Origin of the sequence: Pseudomonas sp. FFUP_PS_473 (assembly GCF_002858665.1) — a bacterium.
In the GTDB taxonomy this organism is placed as follows: domain Bacteria; phylum Pseudomonadota; class Gammaproteobacteria; order Pseudomonadales; family Pseudomonadaceae; genus Aquipseudomonas; species Aquipseudomonas defluvii.
Genome location: NZ_PJQQ01000024.1, coordinates 1 through 18,788, shown reverse-complemented (window position 1 = coordinate 18,788; position 18,788 = coordinate 1). Strand labels below are relative to the sequence as shown.

At 57.9% G+C, this 18,788-nt stretch carries 19 protein-coding genes and 1 pseudogene; 14 read left to right on the top strand and 6 right to left on the bottom strand.

What is annotated here, in order from left to right:
- Window positions 1-551: 551 nt before the first annotated feature.
- Window positions 552-1,580: pseudogene (locus CYD26_RS25985) on the top strand (cache domain-containing protein); the annotation flags it as partial.
- A 90-nt stretch (window positions 1,581-1,670) separates the two neighbouring features.
- Window positions 1,671-2,435 (top strand): methyl-accepting chemotaxis protein, encoded by a 765-nt coding sequence (locus tag CYD26_RS25980; RefSeq protein ID WP_371917239.1) that lies wholly within the window; start codon window positions 1,671-1,673, stop codon window positions 2,433-2,435.
- A gap of 63 nt (window positions 2,436-2,498) precedes the next feature.
- Here the strand turns inward: CYD26_RS25980 and CYD26_RS16875 are convergent, their stop codons facing one another.
- Window positions 2,499-3,050: a GNAT family N-acetyltransferase gene (locus CYD26_RS16875; RefSeq protein WP_102053124.1), complete on the bottom strand. Its 552-nt coding sequence runs from the start codon at window positions 3,048-3,050 to the stop codon at window positions 2,499-2,501.
- Between the two features lie 178 nt (window positions 3,051-3,228).
- Between CYD26_RS16875 and CYD26_RS16870 the strand changes: the two genes are divergently transcribed.
- Window positions 3,229-3,519, top strand: a complete 291-nt coding sequence (locus CYD26_RS16870; protein ID WP_102053123.1) for a hypothetical protein — start codon at window positions 3,229-3,231, stop codon at window positions 3,517-3,519.
- A gap of 125 nt (window positions 3,520-3,644) precedes the next feature.
- On the opposite strand, the gene CYD26_RS16865 is transcribed toward CYD26_RS16870, so the two are convergent.
- A complete protein-coding gene (locus CYD26_RS16865; protein ID WP_102053122.1) occupies window positions 3,645-4,997 on the bottom strand; it encodes a D-serine ammonia-lyase in 1,353 nt (450 codons plus the stop codon).
- A 188-nt stretch (window positions 4,998-5,185) separates the two neighbouring features.
- Window positions 5,186-5,638, bottom strand: coding sequence for an Lrp/AsnC family transcriptional regulator (locus tag CYD26_RS16860; RefSeq protein WP_065761496.1), 453 nt, complete (start codon window positions 5,636-5,638; stop codon window positions 5,186-5,188).
- Between the two features lie 188 nt (window positions 5,639-5,826).
- On the opposite strand from CYD26_RS16860, the gene CYD26_RS16855 reads away from it, so the two are divergent.
- The 3 genes from CYD26_RS16855 to CYD26_RS16845 are packed head-to-tail and all read left to right on the top strand — an operon-like array spanning window position 5,827 to window position 7,829.
- On the top strand, window positions 5,827-6,444 hold the full coding sequence (locus CYD26_RS16855) for a LysE family translocator (RefSeq protein WP_102053121.1): 618 nt from the start codon (window positions 5,827-5,829) through the stop codon (window positions 6,442-6,444).
- A gap of 25 nt (window positions 6,445-6,469) precedes the next feature.
- A complete protein-coding gene (gene panB / locus CYD26_RS16850) occupies window positions 6,470-7,312 on the top strand; it encodes a 3-methyl-2-oxobutanoate hydroxymethyltransferase (RefSeq protein WP_102053120.1) in 843 nt (280 codons plus the stop codon).
- A 31-nt stretch (window positions 7,313-7,343) separates the two neighbouring features.
- Window positions 7,344-7,829 (top strand): MaoC family dehydratase, encoded by a 486-nt coding sequence (locus tag CYD26_RS16845; protein WP_102053119.1) that lies wholly within the window; start codon window positions 7,344-7,346, stop codon window positions 7,827-7,829.
- 56 nt (window positions 7,830-7,885) lie between these two features.
- Here CYD26_RS16845 and CYD26_RS16840 read toward each other — a convergent pair whose 3' ends face one another.
- Window positions 7,886-8,203: a DUF3077 domain-containing protein gene (locus CYD26_RS16840; protein WP_102053118.1), complete on the bottom strand. Its 318-nt coding sequence runs from the start codon at window positions 8,201-8,203 to the stop codon at window positions 7,886-7,888.
- Between the two features lie 125 nt (window positions 8,204-8,328).
- Between CYD26_RS16840 and CYD26_RS16835 the strand changes: the two genes are divergently transcribed.
- Window positions 8,329-9,036, top strand: coding sequence for a hypothetical protein (locus CYD26_RS16835; protein ID WP_218197059.1), 708 nt, complete (start codon window positions 8,329-8,331; stop codon window positions 9,034-9,036).
- Window positions 9,037-9,283: 247 nt separating this feature from the next.
- On the opposite strand, the gene CYD26_RS16830 is transcribed toward CYD26_RS16835, so the two are convergent.
- Together CYD26_RS16830 and CYD26_RS16825 are read right to left on the bottom strand one after the other, a co-directional pair.
- Window positions 9,284-10,054, bottom strand: coding sequence for a class II aldolase/adducin family protein (locus tag CYD26_RS16830; RefSeq protein ID WP_102053117.1), 771 nt, complete (start codon window positions 10,052-10,054; stop codon window positions 9,284-9,286).
- Window positions 10,055-10,071: 17 nt separating this feature from the next.
- Window positions 10,072-10,911: a TauD/TfdA family dioxygenase gene (locus CYD26_RS16825; protein ID WP_102053116.1), complete on the bottom strand. Its 840-nt coding sequence runs from the start codon at window positions 10,909-10,911 to the stop codon at window positions 10,072-10,074.
- 213 nt (window positions 10,912-11,124) lie between these two features.
- On the opposite strand from CYD26_RS16825, the gene CYD26_RS16820 reads away from it, so the two are divergent.
- The 7 genes from CYD26_RS16820 (at window position 11,125) to CYD26_RS16790 (ending at window position 18,608) form a co-directional block, all read left to right on the top strand.
- Entirely contained in the window at window positions 11,125-11,805 is a 681-nt protein-coding gene (locus CYD26_RS16820) for a TetR/AcrR family transcriptional regulator (RefSeq protein ID WP_102053115.1), read from the top strand.
- Window positions 11,806-11,948: 143 nt separating this feature from the next.
- A complete protein-coding gene (locus CYD26_RS16815) occupies window positions 11,949-12,107 on the top strand; it encodes a DUF2986 domain-containing protein (RefSeq protein WP_099776657.1) in 159 nt (52 codons plus the stop codon).
- A 165-nt stretch (window positions 12,108-12,272) separates the two neighbouring features.
- The gene (locus CYD26_RS16810; RefSeq protein ID WP_102053114.1) at window positions 12,273-13,733 is read left to right on the top strand and encodes a DUF3300 domain-containing protein; all 1,461 of its coding nucleotides are present in this window, start codon (window positions 12,273-12,275) and stop codon (window positions 13,731-13,733) included.
- A gap of 26 nt (window positions 13,734-13,759) precedes the next feature.
- Entirely contained in the window at window positions 13,760-14,647 is an 888-nt protein-coding gene (locus tag CYD26_RS16805; RefSeq protein ID WP_102053159.1) for a DUF2950 domain-containing protein, read from the top strand.
- Between the two features lie 118 nt (window positions 14,648-14,765).
- Window positions 14,766-15,593: an alpha/beta fold hydrolase gene (locus CYD26_RS16800; protein WP_102053113.1), complete on the top strand. Its 828-nt coding sequence runs from the start codon at window positions 14,766-14,768 to the stop codon at window positions 15,591-15,593.
- Between the two features lie 99 nt (window positions 15,594-15,692).
- A complete protein-coding gene (locus CYD26_RS16795) occupies window positions 15,693-16,037 on the top strand; it encodes a cupin domain-containing protein (RefSeq protein WP_065761607.1) in 345 nt (114 codons plus the stop codon).
- A 366-nt stretch (window positions 16,038-16,403) separates the two neighbouring features.
- Entirely contained in the window at window positions 16,404-18,608 is a 2,205-nt protein-coding gene (locus CYD26_RS16790; RefSeq protein ID WP_102053112.1) for an OsmC domain/YcaO domain-containing protein, read from the top strand.
- Window positions 18,609-18,788 lie beyond the last annotated feature (180 nt).

Genomic DNA, 18,788 nt, shown 5'->3' with positions numbered 1-18,788 from the left:
GGCATTCAGCAAGGCTAGGAAGTGTGCGTCTACAGGCAGTGCTTGCGCAGAGTGTTTCCGTGACAACATTAAAAAACCCGGTAATCCATTGATTTAGTGTGGTTAATGTTAACCCTCTGCGAGCAAAAAATCGTGCTGTATACGACGAATGGATAGTGGGCTATCAATCTGTGCGCGGTGCTGTCAGAGGTTTTCCCCGGCCTGTCACAAGGCTTAAACATGGCGTCGGCAAAATGACGTCAAAATGCTTACGTGGCGATATTAAAGTGATATTATCCTGCGCTGGCGATGTGCAGGTCTGAGCTGTGAGGGTGTGCGTATCGGCCCAGGAGCAGATTATTTATAAGCGTATTCACGGATGGCATCGTAAAAAGAACCATCGGGTTTGTAACTTTCACATACCGCATTCATAACCGCTCAACTTATTCAGGGTTTGCCGTGTGCCTGGCGATTTAACGTCATGAACGCTGCGACGCAGTACCGCTCGCCTGAAAATCATCGGATATAAAGTTTTTGCCAGCGCGTTTAACACGTCGTGGCCGCCAAGGATTATGTGCATGTTCAATCAGCTAAAATTCAGCCAGAAAATTCTGCTCGCTGCCGCTGTGGTAGTGGTGATGATTTTCTCTTTATCCAGCCTCTATAGTTACTCGTTGCAGCGCGATGCGGTCAGCAAGAGCCTGGAGAACTATCTCAACGATGTTGGCGGCGCCACTGCCAAGGGCATCCAGAGCTGGCTGGCAGGGCGCATTTTGCTGGTGGAAAACACCGCCCAGTCGATTGTCCGTAACCCGGCACCTGAGGAGGTCGTTGGCCTGCTGGAACAAAAAACGCTGCTGTCGAACTTTGTGTTCACCTACCTGGGTAGTGTTGACGGCCGTTTTACCATGCGCCCGGACAGCAAGATGCCTGATGGCTATGACCCGCGCACACGACCTTGGTACCTGGCCGCCAAGGCGGCTGGAGGCACCATCCTGACCGAGCCCTATGTCGACGTGGTCACCGGCGGGCTGACCGTAGCCATCGCAACGCCTGCAGGCAGCGCGGGCGTGCTGAGCAGCGATCTGAACCTCAACGTGCTGAATGACACCATCAATTCGCTGAACTTCAATGGCTTGGGTTACGCGTTCCTCGTGAGCAGTGATGGCCGGATTCTGGTTCACCCAGACAAGAGCCTGGTCATGAAGAACCTGAAGGATGTGTACCCTCACAATACGCCACGTATCGGCGACAACTTCAGCGAGGCGAGCAACCAGAACGGTACGCGCATTCTCAGTTTTGCCCATATCGACGGCCTGCCTTCCGCTGACTGGTACATCGTACTGTCCGTTGATAAAGCCAAGGCCTACTCGCTGCTCAGCGAGTACCGCACGTCAGCGATCATCACCACGCTGGTCGCGGTCGCTGTGATCATGCTGTTGCTCGGCGTCCTGATCCACGTGCTGATGCGCCCGCTGAACGCCATGGGGGTTGCCATGCGTGACATTGCCAAGGGCGAAGGGGACCTGACCAAGCGCCTCACGGTACATACTCAGGACGAATTCGGTGAGCTGGCCACGGCCTTTAACCAGTTTGTCGAGCGCATTCATGCCTCTATCCGTGAAGTGTCGTCGTCGGCTTTCCATCTGAGTGATGTGGCGACCCAAGTAGTCACGGCTTCCAATTCGTCGATGCTCAACTCCGACGAACAAGCCAGCCGTACCAATAGCGTGGCTGCGGCCATCAATGAATTGGGTGCTGCTGCCCAGGAAATCGCACGCAATGCCGCAGAGGCGGCACATCAGGCCAGCGATGCGCGGGCGCGGGCGGAAGAAGGCCAGAGTATTGTGGACGCCACTATCAAGACGATGAACCAGCTGTCCGCCAGGATCAGTGACTCGTGTGGCAACATCGAGGCGCTGAACGGCAAGACGGTCGACATCGGGCAGATCCTTGAGGTCATCCAGAGTATTTCCGACCAGACCAACCTGCTGGCACTCAACGCCGCCATTGAGGCAGCGCGTGCCGGTGAAGCCGGGCGCGGCTTCGCTGTGGTCGCCGATGAAGTGCGCAACCTTGCCCATCGCACACGAAGCTCGGCGCAGGAAATCCAGCACATGATCGAGGAGTTGCAGGTTGGTTCCAAGCAGTCGGTAGAAACGATGGTAGAAAGCCAACGCGACAGCGAAAGTAGCGTCTTGATCGCCAATCAGGCCGGCTCCAGCCTTGGGGTTGTCACCGAGCGTATTGGTGAAATCGACAATATGAACCAGTCCGTGGCCACGGCGACAGAAGAGCAGACATCGGTGATCGAGGCGCTCAACCTGGACATCAACGAGATCAATACCCTCAACCAGGACGGTGTCGAGAACCTGCAAGCGACCTTGCGCGCCTGCAACGATCTGGAGCGCGAAGCCAACCGCCTCAAGCATCTGGTCGGAACCTTCCGCATCTGATTGCGGCGCAGCCGCTGCGCCAAGTGGGCCAAGGCGCAGTGTTGGACGGGTAGGGGCTTGCCCTTACCCGTCCTGGTGCTGGCGTGCGCCGTGCCGCAAACTCATCCAGTTCTCACGACTCAAGCGGTACATGCGCACTGGCCGGCCATGAAACTCGCGTAACTCGAATGTCGTAAAGCCGGTTTTTTCAGCCACCCTCAACGAGGCGATGTGCTCCGGTTCGATGACTACAACGACAGACGCCAGTTGTTTTCGAGCAAAAACGTCATCAACAACAGCGTTGCTCGCTTCGCAGGCAAGCCCTTGGTTCCAGTACCTTCTGGCCAGGCGATACCCCAGATTGGCCTCTTCTGCGCCATCAATCACTTCTGGCCCAACGCCACAAAATCCGACGAGGTCATTCGTGGCTTTTTCGACCAAGGCCCATGGGCCTATGCCGAGCGAGGCGTAGCAGGCCTGGCACCATTCAATAAAACGCCGGGTGGCCTGCTCGTTACATACCCCGCGCACCGAATACCTCATCACCTCAGGGTCGCTCAGCATTGCTGCCAGCGCGGGTAGATCGTGCTGTGATAGATGCCGCCCAATCAGCCTCGGCGTTTCAAATACATGCACTCATCTCTCCTTGTGCCTGCCCTTAAGTTGACCGGCGCGCGGGTGCGCGTCGTCCTTGCATGCAGCGTCAGTCGTCAATACGGTAACATCCTGGCCGCCGCTAGGTAGATCAAGCAACAACCGTTTACCTCTCTGGAAAATAGCGAGTAGCGCCCATGCACCTGCCGAGTGTGAACTGATGACCGCCTTGACTGCCCGCGAGGTGTACCAATGCTTGCGAGACGCCGCCCTGGGCATTCGACCCTTGCAGCGCCTTGACCAGCCGTCTGGGCATGGCCTGTTAAAGGTTGGCATTGAAGGGTGGCAACTGACGCTCGACTTCAGCGGCAACAGCCTGCACCACTGCCTGCATGGTCAGAGCCCGGATGGCCGAGTAGGGGCCTGCGACAGTTGGCAACGTACCGACCCGGTCAGTTTGCTCAGTACCTGGGAACTGGCCCAGGTCGAGCGGTTGCTGAAGGGCGCCTGAGTCAAGGCTGCACGAGTTCGTCGGCACACTGCTTGAGCCAGTCAATCAGCACCTGTACACGCTGGGGCATGGCTTCGCGGTTGGGGTAGACGAATAACCTGTGGCCACGGCGCTGCGATCAAGGGCTAGTGTCCAGCCAGTAGTGTACGGCCCCGGCTCAGGTAGGCGTCCATTTCTTCGTCCGGGACCATGCTGCCGCCGGTGCCCCACATGATGTGCGTCGCCTTGGCCATACGTGGGTCATCCAGCCCCAGGCGTGCCCTGTAGCCTTGTTGCTCCTGCAACACCCGCAGGAAACCGGGCAGCCCGGCCAGTGCCGAGGGCTCCAGCTTCAGGCCTTCGGTAGCCTCCATCAGGGCCAGCAGGCGGTAGAGTTCGTCATCGGTGACGGTGTAGTAACCGTCGATCAAGCGCTGCATGGCGCGCCCGACAAAGCCTGATGGCCTGGCCACTGCCAGGCCATCGGCGGCGGTGCGGTTGTCGATGCCGACGTCGTAGACGCTGACCGCATCGTGCAACCCGGTGTAAACCCCCAGCAGCATGCAGGGCGAGTGCGTCGGTTCAGCAAAGACGCAGTGCACCGCATCACCGAAAACCTGCTTGAGACCGAACGCCACTCCGCCAGGGCCACCGCCGACACCGCAAGGCAGGTAGACGAACAGTGGGTGCGCCTGATCTACCGTGATGCCTGCGGCGTCAAGCTGGCGTTGCAGCCGGCGTGCGGCCACGGCGTAGCCAAGGAACAGGTTCAGAGAATTTTCGTCGTCGACAAAATGGCATTTCGCGTCCATCTCGGCCTGCTTGCGGCCTTGCTCCACCGCTACACTGTAGTCGGAGGCGTATTCGATCACCTCGACCCCGCAGGCGCGCAGCCGGTCTTTCTTCCATTGCCGGGCATCGGCGGACATGTGCACGGTGGCCTTGAACCCCAGGCGGGCGCTCATGATGCCAATCGACAAGCCCAGGTTGCCGGTGGAGCCGACCGCGATACTGTACTGGGCAAAAAAGGCCCGGGCTTCATCGCTGTCCAGTGTGCTGTAGCTGTCGCCGGGTTGAAGCAAGCCGCCGGCCAAGGCCAGGTCCTCAGCGTGCTTGAGTACTTCATAGATACCGCCCCGGGCCTTGATCGAGCCAGAAATCGGCAGCAGGTTATCGGCCTTCAGCCATAGTCGGCCTTGTATCGGCAGCTGATGCTCCGCGCACAAGGCAGCCTGGAGCTGGGCCAGCGGCAGCAGCGGTGACTCGATGATACCGTCACTGGCCTGTGTCTCGGGGAAGGCTGATTGGATAAATGCCGCAAAGCGTTCAAGCCGGGAGGCGGCGTCGTCGACATCGGCGACGTTCAGCGGCACATCACCCAGCGCTTGCGCTGTCGGTGCCAGCGCCGGATTGAACCAGGTGGTTGGTTCAAGACGGATCAATTCGGCGAGCAAAGGATGGTTTTCGCACCCGTTGTCGATCATTTCATTGAGGGTCATGTTCTGCCCTTTGTTCTCGTCAGTGCGTGAGGTTGTGTAGATCGCAGTTGCAGCGATTAAGCCTCGGACGCTGGGGCTTTACAACGGATGTATGTTCAACGGATAGCTGATCTGTGGTCACCTGTGCAGGTTCGGCTGAGCACGTCGGGCAGGGCTTCGAGCCAGTGCCTGTCTACCAGGCTGCGCCATCACAAAGGAAGAAGCCTGTTCTGGATGACTTGCTTCATTACCAGCGTGGAGGTCAGCCGCTGCACATTGGGCAGTGTCGAAAGGCTTTCATCGTAGAGCCGCTGGAAGGCCGGCAGGTCCTGAGTGATGACCTGAAGCAGGTAGTCCGGCTCGCCAAACAGTCGCTGAGCGTCGACCACCTGGGGAATGTCAATCAGCGCCGTCTCGAACGCCTCGACCGCGCGCCTGTCGCCCTCTCGGAGCGTGACAAACACCATGGCAGAAAAGTTCAGGCCCAGTGCGCCGGGATTCAGCTGTGCTCGATAACCCAGCAACACGCCAGACTCTTCCAGTGCCCGTACTCGCCGATGGCACGGGGAAAGGCTCAGGCCCACGCGCTCGGCCAGTTCGGTGACCGACAGACGACCATCTTTTTGAAGCTCAGCAAGAATCTTCCGATCAGTCCGGTCCATGCAGAAGAATCTCCCCGTTAGCAGCGTATGCATGATGATATTCGAAAGAAAATTCTAGCAAGATTTCACTAATCTTCCTCGCACCCTTAACGGCTGTACTTTTCTGGCGACCAGAGGAGGGCGGCGTTTGATTCACGGAGCGAGACGATGCAGATGGCGATGAGTAAGCAGCAGGGGCGGGTGGCCCGATGACGTTCAGTGTGGTCGTTGCATTCTGGGCGGTGTCGATCCTGTTCATTATCACGCCCGGCGCGGATTGGGCGTATGCGATTTCGGCGGGCCTTAAGGGGCGTGTCGTCATACCTGCGGTGGCCGGGCTGCTGTCTGGCCACTTGATTGCAACCGTGATTGTGGCAGGCGGTGTCGGCACGCTGGTTGCCAGCCACCCGGTAGCCCTGTCGGTACTGACCGTTGCCGGGAGCACTTATCTGCTTTGGTTGGGCATCAATATGCTTGCCCATCCGGCTACACCGCACGCTGATGCCCGTCAGGCATCGGGCTCCTGGTCGCGCTGGGCAATCAAGGGGCTTTGCGTGAGCGGGCTGAACCCGAAAGTGTTCCTGCTGTTCCTGGCACTCTTGCCTCAATTCACGGATGTCACCGCGCCATGGCCCGTTCCCATGCAGATCATTGCGCTGGGGCTCATACACGCCTTGAGTTGCGGTGTGATCTATCTGCTGGTCGGGTTTGGTTCACAAGCCGTTCTTCGGGCACGCCCGGCTGCAGCGCACCTCATCAGCCGGCTCTCTGGTGCAACCATGATCATCATCGCGGTAGTGCTGCTCGCCGGGCAGCTGTCCGGTTAATTCTATTTCAGCGAGGCGACCCCCGATGAGCGACCAGCCTTTACCTTATGGCAGTGCCCCTCGTGCCCAACAGGCGACCCGCGTCAGAATTTCACACCTGAAACAGATGAAAGTTGACGGCCAGAAGTGGGCGATGCTCACTGCGTATGACATGTACAGCGCCGCTATCTTTGAAGAGGCCGGGATACCTGTCCTTCTGGTGGGGGATTCTGCCGGGAACAATGTCTATGGCAATGAGAACACCCTATCGGTAACCGTTGATGAACTTATCCCGCTGGTACGCGCGGTAACTCGCTCGACACAGCGAGCACTAGTGATTGCGGATCTGCCTTTTGGTGCTTACCAGGCTTCGGTGGAGCAGTGCTTTAACACGGCCGTCAGGTTCATGAAGGAGGCCGGTGCGCACGCTGTGAAACTGGAGGGCGGTATCGAGGTGTTGCCGCAGGTTGAGAAGCTTGTCAGCTCGGGTATCCCCGTCATGGCGCATATCGGTTTTACTCCACAACTGGAACATCAATTAGGTGGATACCGCGTACAGGGCCGTGGCGAAGATGCACAGCGACTGATCGAGAGTGCCAAAGCCTTTGAAGCCGCGGGCGCGTTCGCTATCTTGATCGAGATGGTGCCGGGGGACGTGGGTGGCGCGATCACTGCAGCTGTTTCGATTCCTACTGTCGGGATCGGCGCGGGTAACCAATGCGATGCCCAAGTGCTGGTCTGGCAAGACATGGCCGGGCTGCGCACGGGGCGGCTACCGCGGTTCGTCAAGCAGTACGCCGATCTACGTTCGATCCTTCACACCGCGGCAAGGGACTTTGCAGGTGAGGTAGAGGCAGGAACATTTCCCGGCCCCGAGCATACGTTTTAACCGCCGACTATCAGTAGCCAAGGAACCCCACATGAAAAGCCCGAGAGAACGTGCTGCTGAAGGTCTTCAGGTCGGCGACTGCTTTACAGTATCCCGCTGTTTCTCAGAGGACGATGTTCGTCAGTTCGCACAGATATCTCGGGACTACAACCCGGTTCACTGCGATGCCTGCTATGCCGAACTGCGCAGGTTCAAGGCGCCCATTTCCCACGGTCTTCTGACGGCCAGCCTTCTCACTGAAATCGGCGGGCAGATTGGTTGGCTGGCGACAGGGATGCAATTCGAGTTCAAACGCCCGGTTTACCCAGGCGAACAGATCACGTGCCATTGGCGCATCACTGACATCAACGAGCGGGGGCAGGCAAAGGCCGAGGTGATAATACTCAACGCAGAAGGCGTCACGGTGCTGGAGGCTTTGACCTCGGGTGTGCTGCCGGGCGTACAGGAGCGTGAACGCCTCAAAGAGATGCTTTGTGAGGGGGACCCCACCAACGGTGCCGCCGCGTCTGTGAGTTGATTGGCGGCCATGAACACCAAGCGGGCAGGGCGCTATGCCACTACCCGCATACACCGCTAGCGTGCTTCCGGCCTTGACCGGTCGGCCTCCATGCCTCCGAGTAACGCCTGCGCCAGCCCTTGAGCCATATCAACGGCCGTGCACGTGGACCAGAGCAGATGACGGGTTTCGCTGTCGACCACCTGACAGGCCTGTTCGTTGGTGGCGTAGGCGGAACGTAGCAGGATGGTGAGGTGGATCAGCACGTCTTCGACGTTGAGCCCGGCGCGAACACTGAACAGCGGATCGTGAGTGTCTTCGCAGGAACCGAACGTGGCGCAGGCGGTGGTTTTCAGGATGTTGGTGTGCGGGGGATCGGGGACTATCTTGGTCATGGTGGTGCTCCTGGAAAATCTGACCGCTGACCTCTTGCGCTAGGTGGACGGTCTCGCTGAGACCCTGTTCAGTCATGTTAAGGCTCAATAATGTCAATGGGCCGCTATGCCAAAAGGACGAGGTCATGCCGCTGCAAACCCGCAATTTTATTCTTGAAGCACTTGGCGACCTGGCCATTGGAGATTACAACGCGCGCCCCTTCGACTGCGCTTTCGAGTTGCTCGCGGCACCACCAAGCCGCAAGCGTCTGATCATGGTCGGCTTTAACGGCTCTCTTGCCGATGCCGTCCACACCAACGCCGGTTCAATAGGTGCAGGTTACGATCAGCCTGAGTTTTCCAATGTTGCCTATGGCCTTGATGGCGGTTGGGGGCCGAAAACCCTGGCTCGGCGCCTGACAGAGTTACCCACCGCACTGGGTTTTGAGTGGCGCGATACCGTTTACACCAATGCGCTGTTGATGTGCTCCAAAGATGCCGCATCGATACAAAAAGTTGCGCGAGGATCCTCTGCTGCGAGCCTGGAGTCACTGACACGCAAATCAATGCAGTTTTTCCAACGGGTGACGATGTCGCTCGCTGAACCAGAACTGATCATCGCGTACAGCAATGGGTTGGGGAGCCCGTCCGCCGCGAGGATCATGTGGGAGGCATTCGGCAACGGTGAGGCATTGGACCATGTCGATTCGTCTTCCTACCTTGCGACGTACGGGTTCACCGCTACCATCGCAGGGCGGAGGGTACCGGTTGTGGGAATACGGCATATGTCCAGGTTTGTACCAAGCGTTGAGAACATAAAGCTGGCCTGGACAAGGCAACGAGAGCGGGCTTGAAAAGCTGAGTGGCCAGTTAAAGCAAGACAACCAGCCACTTAGCCAGCGCCTCAGGCAATGGTGGAGGTCGAGCTTTTATTCGCGTAAATCTGAAAGAAAGACGTTTCAGTAGGGGGCTCACCACTCAGGCGGGTTTGTTGGTGGTCCAGACACAACAACGCTGCTCCGCGCGTTCGGGGCGTGATGCGTCTGGAGGTTTCGGTCAGTCGTACGCTCTGACAGCCGTTCCGACCTGGCTGAGAGAGGCTTACTCAAGAACGCCAGGGTCGCGGCGGATTTCCTCGCGTGCCATGGCTTCCCACAGGAACGGGAAGCCATTCGTATCGGTGCGCGTTCCGGTTGCGAGAGCGACGCTAGCGGGCAATGGTGAGCCGCCACCTAGCGTTTCGACATGCCAGGCCAGACGGCTGCGCCACTCCAATGTGATAGCGCGCAAGTGCGCCTGGCGAATGCCATTGGCCACCACCAGTACGCCGTGGTTTGCGAGCAGCGCCCATTTATGCGTGCCCAGTGCATCTACGACAGCTCGGCCCAATGCAGTGTCTTCCACCGTGCCTCGATACTCGTCATAGAGTACCGGGTCAGTATCAACCAGCGCGGATGTCTGGTCGTAAATCGGCGGAATTCGTCCGGCCGCCGACCACACCGATCCCCATCGCGGATGGTTATGGATCACCACGCCCACATCATGACGGGCTACGTGCACATCCATATGCAGATTGATGGCCGGCGTGATGTTCCATTCCCCCTCGATCACCTTGCCTTCCTGATCGAGGCGCACGATATCCGAGGCGGTCACTTCTCCCCAGGTGAGTTCCCAAGGGTTGGCCAGGTAAGTGCCATCGTCCTGGCGAACGGTGATGTGACCGGCGATGTGGTCGTTATAGCCTTCGCGAGATAACACCCGGCAAAGTAGCGCCACGCTCTGGCGCGGAGTCAATTCAGGCAGCAGCGCATAGCGACCTGGCCTGGGTATGTAACGGGTCAGCAAGTCGTAGTTCAGTTCATCCTTCAGCATGGCTGTTTCCTTGAGAGTCACGCGTGGAAAGGCCCGCGAGCGAATACCGAGGTACGCTGCATGCGCCGTTGATGCGGTTGATAGTCCAGGATGGCGTTGTGGAGGACGCTGCGGTTGTCCCAGAGCACCATGTCACCCACTCGCCAGCGATGGCGGAAGCCGAATTTAACGTGTTGGCAATGTGCATTCAGGTAGGCAAGGATCGCATCGCTTTCCTGGGTGGCCAGGCCGTCGATATGGGTGGTGTAGGTCGGGCTCAGATACAACGCCTTGCGACCTGATACCGGGTGCTGAATAACCAGCGGATGCAGGTGTCGACGGTTCATGTTGATGACCTCGACATAGCGATCATGCGTGACAACGTTCTGGCGCAGTGCCGCCGTCATCGGTCCGTTCATGTCGTGCCAGGCGCCAAGGCCTTCAAGGTAGCGCTTCATGCGCTCGGACAGCTCGTCGTAAGCCGTGGTCATGCTGATCCAGCAGGTGTCGCCGCCACTCGGCGGCAAGATCTGTGCGTGTGTCATGGTGACGATAGGTGGGCTTGGCAGAAAGCTCTCATCGTGGTGCCACATATCGGCGCGGTCGCCCAGCTTTGAGTCGATCACGGTGATCTGTTCAAAACCTTCGCCCAGGTTGGGATAGAAGGTGTGAACTTCAGGCTCACCGAAGTACCGTGCCATTGCCAAATGTTGCTCGGGCCTTAGCCCAGGGACGTGCAGCACTATGGCTTCATGTTTTATAAGTAGCGCCTCAAGCGCCTCCAGCGTTTCCGGCAAAACGATTGAAGCGGGATCTAGATCAAGCACCTCGGCACCCAGGTTTGGGCCAAGAGGCTGGACGCTGAACGATGAAGACATAGGCAATCTCCCGGTAGGGTTGGAATATCCGATCTTATGGGCCGTATCACGCTGCGTTTAGACGTTGTCTGATCGACGAAAATGATCATACTCACGTCGCCAACGTTGAGATATTCGCATTCCGGAAGCCCTGGAATTTGAAGTTAAGTGATTGATTTAAATGGATAAATATATAAATCGTGGTGCGGCGATAAACGCAGCACTCGGGTTTTCATGAGCAAGAGAGGCGATGAAACCACGATGGCCCCAACGTCTAAGCCGGAGCAGCTTCCTGCGTTACGCAAGCGTCCGACTCAATCACGCTCTCGCGCACTGGTCGATGCTGTGGAGCAGGCGTGCCTGCAGATTCTGGATGAAGCAGGCGAGGCAGCGCTGACCGTCGCGCGCATCGCGGAAATATCAGGGGTCGCAGTTGGGTCGATCTACCAGTATTTCCCCAACAAGGACGCGATCGTCGCCTTGCTGTACGAGCGAGTACTCGATGAGGAATCCGAGGCATTATTGAGGCTGCGCGAAAGGTTGGTTGGCGTGCCCTTGAAGTCGGCGCTGCGGGTAATTCTGGCCAATATCATTCGGGTCGAAACACGTCTGTTCAACTTGAACAAGGCGTTTCACTTGCGTTATCACTCGGCCTTGCACCTGGGAATGTGGCGCGGCCCTTATCACACGGCGGGAGAGTTCATCGAAGCGACATGGCTGCCGCTCCTGCACCTTTACCAGGATGAGATCGCCACCGAGCACCCTGCTTTGGCGGCTTACTTGCTCGGGCAGGGACTGCGCAGCGTCATCCGGTCCGTACTGGAGGACATGCCGAACCAGCTCGAATCCCCGGCGTTACTCGATAGCCTGGTGGCCATGGCGCTCGGTTGCCTGCGCCCCTCAACATTCGACTAATACGCCGTCACGCAGTCAGTGTTGGCTAACGCGGCACTCAGGCTGATCGAGTCGTTACGCATGAACAAGGGATGTTATCAGGGCTTCGGGTTGAATATTCCAAGCTGATATCATTCGCCAAATTGAATGCTGAGCAGACACAAATGAACCGTCGTAAAAAAATAAACCAGTTGTTAAAGGCTCATGCCAAAAAGGCGAGTGCCAAACTGGCACCGAAGAACAAGCCTAAATATGTGAGCAAGGCTGATCGATTGAAGCTGGAGCTGGCTGCTGAGTCCGACCAAGACTCAATTAGACCGTAAGCGTCTGCCCCCCCATGCGTTGCAGTGAATGAGTGGCCAACGCTATACGTTTGCTACCATTAATGAACGGCATCGAGATGGAGGTCTGCAGCGTGCAGAGTCGGCCTTCGCCTCCCTGGCATTGACCCACTTGTTGCAAGCCTGCCTGACCACATTGGAGGTGCAATGCGCATTCCATTGTTTTACGCGGTGTCCGCTGCACTCTTCTTGACCGGGTTTTCCTGCTTGGCGCAACCACTGGATGCGACCGAGAGCGCAAACACTGCCGATACAGCGGCTGTCACGGCGGCGGCCAAAGATGCCGTGTTTACCCAGGAACAGCTGGATCAAATGCTCGCGCCCATTGCGCTTTACCCGGACCCGCTGCTGGCACAGGTGCTGATGGCCACCACGTACCCCGGGGAGGTCGCCGAAGCGGTAACCTGGTCCAAAGCACACCCGGACGCCAAGGGTGATGATGCGGTCAAGCAAGTGGCGAACCAGCCGTGGGACCCTAGCGTGCAGGCTCTGGTCGCGTTCCCGCAGGTTCTGGCAACGCTGGGCCAAGATCCCGTCTGGGTACAGCGCCTGGGCGATGCCTTCCTGGCGCAACCCGACGATGTCATGGGCGGCGTGCAACGCTTGCGTCATCAGGCGCAAGCAGCAGGCAACCTTCAGAGCAACCAATATCAGAATGTGACGGTTCAGGCTGCTACGGCCCCGGCCCCCACGAATGCGACCTCCGCCCCCGCTAGCAGTACCTCGACCATCATCATCCAGCCTTCCGATCCGCAGGTGGTGTACGTACCCAGTTATAACCCGACAACCACCTATGGTACCTGGGCCTATCCCGCGTCACCTCCGGTGTACTACCCACCGCCGCCTGCCTATTACCCCGGCTCGGCATTGCTGGCTGGGCTGGCATTTGGTACCGGTGTGGCGATTATCGGCTCGCTGTGGGGCGATTGTGACTGGGGTAATAACGACATTGATATCGACGTCAATCGCTACAACACCATCAATCGAAACAACCAAATCACTCAAAATCAGAACAAGTGGCAGCACAACGCCGTTCATCGCGATGGCGTTCCCTATCGAGACAGCAGGAGCCGCGAACAGTATGGCCGGCAACTGAACGGTGCCAATCAGCGTGAGGCTTATCGCGGGGACAATGCACAGCGAGCCCAGGCTCGTGAGAAGGCCCGGGGTTCCATGGACAAGTACGGTATGGAACGACCGGCCACCAGCAACCGCGAAGCTCGTGATCGCGCGAATGCAGCTCAGCCCGGCGCCCCGGACAATAATCGGTTGCAAGCAGGTAACGACAGGCTGAAGTCGTCTGACAGGGGCCAAGGTACAGCCAGAAACGCTCGGGAGAGTCAGCAACCCAGGAATGCCACCCAGGAACGTGGCCAGGGCGAGTTGCAGGCACGCCAGGCTGCGCAAAAACGGCCATCCGCCAGCACTGGCAGTGCCCGCAACAATGTATTTGCCGGCGCTCGCTCGCCGTCCCAGGCTGACGCACAAGCCAGTCGTGGCCGTACCAGCCAGGTATCCGCCCAGCGCCCCAATGCCTCGCGATCAGCCGGCAACCCGATCAGTCGGCCGTCCAATCCACCTGCGCGTCAAAGGGGAGGGCGACGTTGAAAAACATTCCTCGAGTAAAGGCCCTCATCGGCCTGCGCCCTCATGCCTTGGTGATAGCCGCTAGTGTGGCATGGTCGTGCATTGCTGCCGCACAGCTGGCATTTCCAACGCCTGAAAAGGCCGCTGAAGCGTTCGTTGAAGCCGTGGGGACGGAGCACGCCGATCAGGCTCGTCTAACCGAATTGCTCGGTGAGGAGTGGCGCAGTTTCATTCCGCGCGAAGGCGTGCAGCGCAGCGATGTGGATGCGTTTTTGCAGCAATACCATGAGCAACACTGCATTGAAAAAACTGGCGATAACAAGGCGCTTCTTTCTGTTGGCAGTGACCACTGGACACTGCCCATACCCCTGATAAAAGGCGAGAACGGTTGGCTTTTCGACATCAAGGCCGGTAGTGCCGAAATCCGTGCACGTCGAATTGGCCGAAACGAACTCGCTACGCTGCAATCGGTGCTGACCTATCACGACGCCCAGACGGACTATGCATCAGTCGACCGTGATGGTGACGGCGCACTCGAATATGCGCAGAAAATCTTCAGCACCCCCGGCAAGCATGACGGCCTCTACTGGGCGGACGACGACAGCGGTCAGATCAGCCCGTTAGGGCCGTTGTTCGGCAAAACCATTGCCGGCGAAGACTGGCATGGTTACCGCTTTAGGATTCTGGATGGCCAAGGTCCTTCGGCACCTGGCGGCGCCTACAGCTACCTCATCGGTGACAAGATGAGCCGTGGTTTCGCACTGATCGCCTGGCCGGCGAAGTATGCTGACACCGGGGTGATGAGTTTCATGATCAGTCATGAAGGGCAGGTTTTCGAGAAAGACCTGGGGCCTGCTGGTGATAAATTGGCGCAGTCGATGAAGCGCTTTGATCCAGATGACAGTTGGAAGGAGGTCACTGTAGATAACGACTAACACGTGGGGCGGCGGTCAGTAGAAGCGCCTGACTTTTACCTGTCGTGCTGATCGTTGTACTCGCGACTGGTACTCTGTGTCGTCTGCCTGCGCGCTGAACTGTCTACCGAGGCCTTGCATGCCACTGTCTATCCGTACTGAAACCTGCTGGATCGATACGCCATACGGGCGACTGTTTTGTCGTCGCTGGTTTCCTCTGAGCGTATCAAGCAACACGCAAAAGCCACCGATCATTCTTTTCCATGACTCCCTTGGTTGCGTCGCGCTGTGGCGGGATTTCCCCCAGCGGCTGTGCCAGGCAACCGGGCATGAGGTCATTGCCTATGACCGGCTCGGCTTCGGGCAGTCTGACGCTTACCCCGGGCGATTACCGCTGCACTTTATCCGAGACGAAGCCGAGTGTTTTTTTGCGCACCTCCGGGCTGCGTTGAAGATCGATCGTTTTATTGCCCTGGGCCACAGCGTTGGCGGCGCCATGGCGGCGAGCTGTGCGTCCTTGTATGCACCGGTGTGCATGGGGTTGATTACCCTGTCGGCGCAGGCGTTCGTCGAGGACCTGACGTTGCAAGGCATTCGAACGGCCGAGGTGCAATTCGAACAGCCGGAGCAGATGGCGCGTCTTGAGAAATATCACGGCGACAAAGCACCGTGGGTGTTGTCCGCCTGGACCTGTACTTGGCTTTCCCAGGCCTTCAGGGCGTGGACTATTGAACGCACGATTGACGCAATCCATTGCCCACTGCTTGCCATCCATGGCCAGTACGATGAGTACGGGTCGGCGCTGCATCCGATGCGTATCGCAAAACTGACGACAGCCACGGGTCAGTATTTGATCGTGGATGATTGCCACCATGTCCCCCATCGGGAGGCACCTGAAGCCGTGCTTGAGGCGGTCGGTCATTTTCTCGGTGTTTCCTCGACGGCCCTCCGCACAGCCTGCACGTAATCCATATGACCGGTTACCTCGCCAAGTGAGCATGCCGTGGCCTGAGGTACCGAAACGTCCTATTGTTGGGCAGTGGGGGATCACAGAGAGGACCGCGCGATGAGCAACGAACAGGAAGCACCTGAGACACACGGTGTGACGGTGAAGTTACTTGCAACGCTTGACCTTGGCCCTGAGATCGCCGGCATGGCAGGGCGCCAACTCAGAATGCGCCTGGTGACTATCGAACCCGGAGGCGTCTTCGGCCCGATGCACAGCCATAAAGACAGACCAGGTACCGTTTACATCTTGCAAGGCACGATTACGGACCATCGTAATGGTGTCGCCACGGACTACGGGCCGGGAGTAGGGTGGCCCGAGGACAGGAACACCACCCACTGGCTTGAGAACAGAGGCGCGATTCCGGCGGTGGAGATCTCGGTCGATATCGTCAGGCAAGCGTAAATACAGGCCCGACCGTTAATGCGATCGGGCCTGTCAATATCCTCATCTGCTTTGAATTGTGTTATTGCGGCCACAACTAAATACAGCGTGTCTTAAAAGTACAAACGCATTCATTGCCGTATTCATATCAATCGTTTCCGCTGGGTGTAAGGCTCACCTGCACCGGGCGTTGAATCTTGAATACCTGAGCCTGCCAGAACGCCGGGTGCGGCGTGAGGCCGTCAGCAGCAACGCGGGTTGCTGCTGCGCAGCCTGGCCTGGCCAGGCGGGACCGGCCAGCGGCCATTGCTCAAAAGCACAAGACTTCCAGCCGAAAAGCCGGATAATGGCGGCCAAATCGTTTGGCTCGTATTCAGGTAATCCCGCATGGAAATCAAGGTTAACTTTCTCGACAACCTTCGGCTTGAAGCCAAGTTCGATGACTTTACGGTGGTGGCTGACCAACCTATCCGCTACAAGGGTGATGGCTCCGCACCGGGTCCGTTCGATTACTTTCTGGCTTCATCGGCTTTGTGTGCGGCTTACTTTGTGAAGTTGTATTGCCAAACGCGCAATATTCCCACCGACAACATTCGCCTGTCGCAAAACAATATTGTTGATCCGGAAAACCGCTACAACCAGATCTTCAAGATTCAGGTCGAGTTGCCAGCGGATATTTCCGAGAAAGACCGCCAGGGCATTTTGCGCTCCATCGACCGTTGTACGGTAAAGAAGGTCGTGCAAACCGGGCCTGAGTTTGTGATTGAAGAGGTGGAAAGCCTGGATGCCGATGCCCAGGCATTGCTGATGCTGAACTCAGCGTCAGACGCGAGCACGTACATCCCCGGCAAGGACCTGCCACTGGAACAGACCATCGCCAATATGTCTGGCATTTTGGCGGGCCTGGGCATGAAGATTGAAATCGCTTCGTGGCGCAATATCGTCCCCAACGTATGGTCGCTGCACATTCGCGATGCGCACTCGCCACTGTGCTTCACCAACGGCAAGGGTGCGACCAAGGAAAGCGCACTGGCGTCGGCGTTGGGCGAGTTTATCGAGCGACTGAACTGCAACTTCTTCTACAACGACCAGTTTTGGGGTGAAGACATCGCCAATGCGGCGTTCGTGCATTACCCGAACGAGCGCTGGTTCAAGCCAGGCCGTAGAGATGCACTGCCGGCTGAGATTCTCGACGAGTATTGCCTGGAAATTTACAACCCTGACGGCGAGCTACGCGGCTCGCACCTGTACGACACCAACTCCGGCAACGTAGAGCGCGGCATCTGTTCTCTGCCGTATGTGCGTCAGTCGGACGGCGAGGTGGTGTATTTCCCGTCCAACCTGATCGAAAACCTGTTCCTCAGCAATGGCATGAGTGCCGGTAACACGCTGGCTGAAGCGCAGGTGCAATGCCTGTCGGAAATTTTCGAGCGTGCGGTGAAACGCGAAATTCTGGAAGGTGAAATCGCACTGCCTGATGTCCCGCACGAAGTGCTGGCGAAATACCCCGCTATTCTCGCCGGTATTCAGGGGTTGGAAGAGCAGGGCTTCCCGGTGCTGGTGAAGGATGCGTCCCTTGGCGGGGCGTACCCGGTGATGTGCGTCACCTTGATGAACCCGCGTACTGGCGGCGTATTTGCCTCCTTCGGGGCGCACCCAAGCTTTGAGGTGGCGCTGGAGCGCAGCCTGACGGAACTGCTGCAGGGCCGCAGTTTTGAAGGCCTGAACGATTTGCCTCAGCCTACCTTTGAAAGCAACGCAGTGACTGAGCCGAACAACTTTGTCGAACACTTCATCGACTCCAGCGGTGTGGTGTCGTGGCGCTTCTTCAGTGCCAAAGCTGATTTCGAATTTGTTGAGTGGGACTTCTCCGGCGAAGGTGAAAACTCCAATGCCGAGGAAGCTGCGACCTTGTTCGGCATTCTCGAAGACATGGGCAAGGAAGTGTACATGGCGGTGTACGAGCATTTCGGCGCAACCGCCTGCCGCATTCTGGTACCGGGTTATTCGGAGATTTATCCGGTAGAAGATCTGATCTGGGATAACACCAACAAAGCGTTGTTCTTCCGCGAGGATATCTTGAACGTGCACCGTCTGGATGACGCCAGCCTGGAAGCACTGGTTGAGCGTTTAGAAGACAGTGAACTGGACGACTACACCGACATAGCCACCTTGATCGGTATCGAGTTTGACGACAATACCGCCTGGGGTCAGCTGACGATTCTAGAGTTGAAGCTGCTGATCTATCTCGCCTTGCAGAAATTTGAAGAGGCGAAAGAGCTGGTGGAAGCCTTCCTGCAGTTTAACGACAACACGGTCGAGCGCGGTTTGTTTTATCAGGCCTTGAACGTGGTGCTGGAAGTACTGCTGGACGATGACTTGGCGCTTGAAGATTACGAAGTCAATTTCCGCCGGATGTTTGGCAACCCGCGGATGGACGCCGTGTTGGGGTCAGTGGACGGCAGCGTGCGCTTCTTCGGCTTGACGCCTACGAGCATGAAGCTGGAGGGGCTCGACAGGCACCTGCGTCTGATCGAGAGCTATAAAAAACTGCACACGGCGCGGGCCAATGTGTCGGCGCTGTCCCGCTAATAGCGCAGCCGTGAAAAGCCAGGCACTGCCTGGCTTTTTTTTGTGTGCGCCAGGCATGGCGCGTTGCGCGTAAGCGCAACCCGCTTGGTTGTGGTGGCCAAGTGGGTGACTTGGAGGTGAAAGTCCTCTACACACCCGGCAAGGGGAAGTGTTAGCCGGAGGCAAGGGTGTCGCGGGTGA